The 706-nt window shown below is 69.5% G+C and carries 1 protein-coding gene; it reads left to right on the forward strand.

The features are described from left to right. A partial coding sequence (locus AQJ66_RS36640; RefSeq protein WP_167359222.1) for an RICIN domain-containing protein occupies positions 1-676 on the forward strand: 676 nt, incomplete at its 5' end. Positions 677-706 lie beyond the last annotated feature (30 nt).

The raw sequence follows: 706 nt of genomic DNA on the forward strand, positions 1-706 counted from the left end.
GCTCGCCGAAGCCGGCACCACCCTGGCGCCGTCTCCCACACCCACTCCGGCCCTCACTCCCGCAGCCCCGCCGCAGTCCGCCGCGGCCGAGTCGCCGAAGGCCGCCTCCGACGGCGGCGGCAAGGGCGGCAGCGGTTCGGGCGGTGGCGGCGGCAGTTCACCGGCCGCGCCCAAGAAGCCCGCGACGCCCGTGGTGCCGGCGACGAACGTCCTGCTCCTGAACCCCACCACCAAGAAGTGCGCGGACCTCCCGGGCTACGACAAGGGCACGATCAACGGCCCCGTACGGGAGTTCACCTGCGACGGCACCACGAACGACAACCAGCTGTGGAACCTGGAGGTCAAGTACGAGAAGGGCGGCCCCGGCGGCCGTGCCCTCTTCCAGATCCGCAACGTCAAGGACCAGCTCTGCATGGACCTGCCCGACTACGGTGCCCAGCCCGTCAGAACGGCCGTGGCCGAGTTCACCTGCGACGGCACGACCGCCGACAACCAGCTGTGGTGGGTGCAGAAGCAGCAGGACGGCGCCTACTGGATCCGCAACTTCGCCAGCGACAACAAGTGCCTGGACGTGGCCGGATACAGCACCGGCGGCAACGACGCCAACCTCACGATCTTCGACTGCTCCAACACGGACGACCAGGAGTGGCGGATCGTCCACCCCGCGAAGGGCTGACATGACCGGCCTGTGGACCTCCCTCGAACC

Source organism: Streptomyces bungoensis (assembly GCF_001514215.1).
Taxonomy (GTDB): domain Bacteria; phylum Actinomycetota; class Actinomycetes; order Streptomycetales; family Streptomycetaceae; genus Streptomyces; species Streptomyces bungoensis.